Origin of the sequence: Cellulosimicrobium cellulans (assembly GCF_001722485.1) — a bacterium.
Classification (GTDB): Bacteria; Actinomycetota; Actinomycetes; order Actinomycetales; family Cellulomonadaceae; genus Cellulosimicrobium; species Cellulosimicrobium cellulans_A.
In genome coordinates, this window is the sequence record NZ_LWGL01000220.1 from 1 (window position 1) to 4,446 (window position 4,446).

The window sequence follows — 4,446 nt, forward strand, 5'->3', positions numbered from 1 at the left end:
GCGTCGCGGGCGTGGCGTCGTACCCCGTGACCGCGACGCCGCGCGCGTGCAGCAGCCGCGCGAGCGACCCGCCCACGAGCCCGAGCCCGACGACCGCCACGGAGACGGCCGCGGAACGGCGCTCCCCCGGCCCGGACGCCATGGCGCTCACCACAGCAGCCCGCTCGCGAGCCCCGGGGCGGGGGTGCCCGGACCGACGCTGCCGACCGGGACGTGGGCGGCGTCGACGTCGGCGTGCACCGGTTCGTCGAGCTCGCCGCGCGCCGGCACGACGCCGAGCGTCTTGAGCGAGTCCCCCGCGCGGAGCAGGTCCTCGAGCACCGCCCGCACCGGCTGCTCCCAGGGCGCGGCGTCGACCGTGAGGACGAAGACGTACGCCCCCGCCACGCGGTGCACGCGCTTGAGCGGGCGCGTGACGAGGCTCGACAGGTTCACGCCGCGCTCCCCGAACGAGCGCGTGATCCGCGCGAGCACGCCCGGCCCGGTGACGACCGGGGTCACGGCGAGCATCGTGCGCCACGCGCCGTCGTGCCGCTCGCGCGCCCGGGCGAGCACGCCCGGGGCCTCGGCGCGCGTCGCGAGGACGAGGAAGCGCGTGCGCGCGCCCGCGAAGTCCTCGACGCCCCGCTCGTAGGTCTCCAGGTCGTAGAGCTCGCCGCAGATGCGCGGCCCGAGCGCCACCTGGTGCGGTGCCGCGTCCCGGCACGCGGCCGCGTTCGACGCGGCCGGCACGGGCCGCAGCCCGGTGCGCGCGACGAAGCCCTGGCACTGCGCGAGCCCGTGCGGGTGCGCGCTCACCTCGGTGAGCTCGCCGTGGCCGCGGCGCACGAAGGCGTCGAACTCGATGTCGAGGACGACCTCGTCGACCGCGACGACCTCGGGGCTGCCGACGATCGCGTCGAGCGACGGCACGACGTACCCCTCGACCGTGTTCTCGATCGCGACGACGCCCCGCCGGTCCGTGCCGTCGGCGACCGCGGCGAAGACGTCGCCGACGGTGCCGCGGGCCACCAGAGACGGCGGCGCCGGCGCGTCGTGGAGCGTCGTGGCCCATGCGACCGCGGCCTGGTGCGTGAAGGAGCCCTCGGGGCCGAGGTAGCCGACGCCGCTCACGCGGGCGTGGGCTCGGGCCGGGCGCCACCCGCGAGCGACGACGCGCTCCAGCGCGGCTCGAGCGCGTCGGGACCGGGCACGAACTCGTGCCCGGGCAGCACCGCGAGGACGCGGTGGGCGACGCCGCGCTCGTCGAAGCCGCGCACGAGCGCCGCGAGCACGTCCGCGTCCGGGCAGGAGAACGCGCAGAAGAAGATGTGCGGTCCCGCCTGCGAGCGGTGGCTGCGCAGGTGCTGCAGGTCGATGCCGGCGGCCGCGACGAGTCCGAGCGTCTCTTGCAGCGAGCCGCGGTGGTCGTCGCGCGGCCCGAACGCCAGCCAGACCTGCGCCGCACCCTCGACGCGCGGCGCGGCGTCGCGCGACTCGAGCAGCCCGTACCAGACCGGGGCGCCCTGGCCGAGGCGCTCGCTGCCCGGCAGCTCGACGAAGCCCTGCACGGCCAGCGCGGCGGCGACGGAGCGCTCGACGACGAGCGTGCCGTCCGCGCCCGCGAGCGCGACCCGCTGCTCGATCGGCGTGCGCGTCGGCACGAGCTGGGGACTCACGCCCATCGCGCGCAGCACGTGCCGGCGGTCGCGCATGCCGGCCTCGTCGACCACGACGGGCCCCGCGGCGTCCTCCGCGCGCCCCGACCGCCCGACCCAGACCCACTGCGCCGGGACGGCGACGGCCGCCGCCAGCACGAGCGTCGGCGGCGCGGCGAGCAGCGCGCGCTCGAGCTCGTGCGACGGCTGCGCCGGGTGCCCCAGGTGCACGACGGCCGACAGGCCCTCGATGCTCGCGACCGTCGACAGGGTCGCGGACGTCGAGCCGAGGTCGAGGAGCGCGTCCGCCTCGCCCGGCCCGCCGTCGGCCCAGCTCGCGGCACGTGCCGCGAGCAGGGCCTGGGGCCCCGACTCCCGTTCGCTGCGTCCGAGCATGCCTACTCCTCGTCCGGGCCGCGCTCAGGGAGCGCAGACCACCTCGTTGTCCGGCTTGTACGTCCACCGGTCGGCCTCGTCCTTGACGAGCTCGCCGTCGAGGTAGACCTTGCGGTAGTTCGTGATCGTGAAGCCGGGGTTGCCGGCGGGGGTGGGCGCGCAGTCGGGGCCCGACTGCGTGACCGTCGTCGGCGGCACGACGTTCGACCGCGAGCTCGCGCTCGTCTCGACCTCGAAGTGCTTCGTGCTCCACACCGCGACGTGGAGCTCGCCGCCACCGACCCACGACTGCATGAGCACGCCGTACGGGGTGTCGTTCTTGAACTTGAGGTCGATCGCCCCGACGTAGATCGTCGCCTCACGCCCCGCGGGGTACCGCGAGAACCAGTAGCTGTGCTGGCGGTGCTCGACGTCCTCGAGCCCGGCGAAGAACGCGGCGTTGTACACCGTCGTCGCCATCTGCGAGAGCCCGCCGCCGACGCCGTCGACGTGCCGGCCGTTCTCGACGATGCCCGCGGAGTGGTAGCCCCCGGCGGTCGTGATCGGCGAGAGGGTCTCCGTGAGCGAGAACGTCTCCCCCGGCAGCACGAGCTGGCCGTCCACCTTGCTCGCACCGACGCGCAGGTTCTCCGTGCGCAGGGCGTTGTTGGTCAGCGGCGTCGAGAACTCCGCGACCTTCTCCTTGACGCCGAGCGCCTCGAGCGCCGCCACGGACTGCGCCGGGTCGCTCTGGACGAGCTCGACCGTGGCCGTCCGGTCCGTCGCCGTGGAGGCCGTCGCGACGGCCTCCGAGATGGCCGCCGGGTCGATCGTGGTGCCGGGCTCGCCGCCCCGGATGACGGGCACGCCGCCCTCGAACTCGAAGTGGGCGTCGTCCGCCGCGGTCAGGAGGTCGTCCGTCCGCTCGACGACCGCCTCGACCAGCAGGGCGCCGTCGAACGTCAGGGCCAGCTCGCCGTCCGTCGGCGTGAAGGACGCCGCACCGGCCAGGACCTCCACGGGCAGCTCCGCGGACTGGTCGCCCACGGTGACGACGACGGGCGCCGACACGACCTGCTGCGCCTGAGCGAGCGCGGCGTCCGTCTCCTCCTGGGTGACCTCCGGCCCGACCGGCTCGGTCTCGAGCTCGATGGGCCCGTCCGTGACGAGCCAGCCCTCCACGATGCTCTGCGTCGCCGTCTCGGCCACGAGCGCGGTCCCGTCGGCGGCGGGCGTCGCGGTCGGCGCGCCGTCGACGAACTGGACCGTGCCGTCGACCGGCTCGGCCTCGAGGCTGCCACGCAGCGCCTCGACCTGGGCGTCGAGCGCCGCGTCGTCGACCTCGACGACCGGCTCCTCCTCGCCGCCGCCCACGAGGTGGTCCCAGAGCCGGACGGGGTTCATCGAGAACGCCGTGAGCTCCTCGGCGGTCGCCTCGGCGTCGAACGTCAAGCCCGCGGCGGCGGGGTCCATCGTCGTGGTCGCCTCTCCCGCGGTCAGCGTCACGGGCTCCGCCGCGCGCGGCCCGAGCCCGGCCTCGAGCTCGGCCTGCGCGTCCGCGCGGGTCATCCCGCCGATCTCCACGCCGGCGACGGTCGTGCCGCTGGGCACCTTGTCCGAGAAGTACCACTGGGCGGCCGCGTACAGGCCGCCGAGCACGAGCACCGCGACGCCGGTCCACACCAGGCCGCGCACCCACCCGCGGCGCGGCGCGTCCTCCTCGAACCCGTCGAACGGGGACGTCACGCGCTCCTCGTCCGGCGGCACGGGTCCGAACGGACCGGCCACCCCGGGGGCGGCGGCGGGGACGTCGTCGCCGGTCCCGGCCGGGGCGGTCGCGGGGGTCGGCTCACCGGTCACGGGGTCCGCGGACGTCGGCAGCACGGACGTGCGCACCGGCCCGGGCCGCTCCCACGGCTCGACGGGCGGGAGCACCTGCGTCGTGTCGGCGCCCTCGGGCTGCGACGGCGCGGCGTCGGCCGCCGGCGCGGCGGGCTCCTCGGGCGCCGGGGCGACCGACGGCTCCGTGGGCGCGGCGGGCTGGACGGACGCTGCGGGCTGGACGGACGCTGCGGGCTCCGCGGGCGCCGGGTCCGGGCCGACGACGGGGACGACGCGCGTCTCGTCGGCGTCGGCCGTGGCCGCCGGCTCCTGGGACGCGGACGCCGGCTCCTCGACCTCCGGCTGCTCGGCAGTCGGCTGCTCGACGACCTCCTGCTCGACGGCAGGCTGCTCGACGGCCGGCGCCTCGGCCGCCACCTGCTCCTGCGGCTCGACGACCGGGGCGTCCGACGACGGTCCCTCGTGCGCGGGCGGCCGAGCTCGCCGCCGAGCGCGGCGCGGCGGTGGTCTGGAGCCACTGCGTCGACCTGGGCGAGGTCGGCCTGCCCTACCTGCCGTTCACCGAGGCGCTCACCACGCTGCGCGCGGCGCA

Annotated in this window: 3 protein-coding genes; all 3 read right to left on the reverse strand. The window is 76.6% G+C overall.

Going from position 1 to position 4,446, the window contains the following annotated elements:
* Positions 1-147 precede the first annotated feature (147 nt).
* Genes JZ5iCDA_RS15920 through JZ5iCDA_RS15930 form a run of 3 tightly spaced genes read right to left on the reverse strand, consistent with a single transcriptional unit; the run spans position 148 to position 4,271 of the window.
* Positions 148-1,113, reverse strand: a complete 966-nt coding sequence (locus tag JZ5iCDA_RS15920; RefSeq protein ID WP_069388030.1) for a prephenate dehydratase — start codon at positions 1,111-1,113, stop codon at positions 148-150.
* Positions 1,110-2,033, reverse strand: a complete 924-nt coding sequence (locus JZ5iCDA_RS15925) for a hypothetical protein (protein ID WP_069388031.1) — start codon at positions 2,031-2,033, stop codon at positions 1,110-1,112. The genes JZ5iCDA_RS15920 and JZ5iCDA_RS15925 overlap by 4 nt, the downstream gene beginning before the upstream one ends.
* Before the next feature lie 24 nt (positions 2,034-2,057).
* Positions 2,058-4,271, reverse strand: a complete 2,214-nt coding sequence (locus JZ5iCDA_RS15930; protein ID WP_083260089.1) for a VanW family protein — start codon at positions 4,269-4,271, stop codon at positions 2,058-2,060.
* Positions 4,272-4,446: the final 175 nt, after the last annotated feature.

What these genes read in the sequence shown, in the direction of transcription:
- JZ5iCDA_RS15925 (WP_069388031.1), bottom strand. Translation starts at nt 2,033, where the DNA reads ATGCTCGGACGCAGCGAACGGGAGTCGGGGCCCCAGGCCCTGCTCGCG.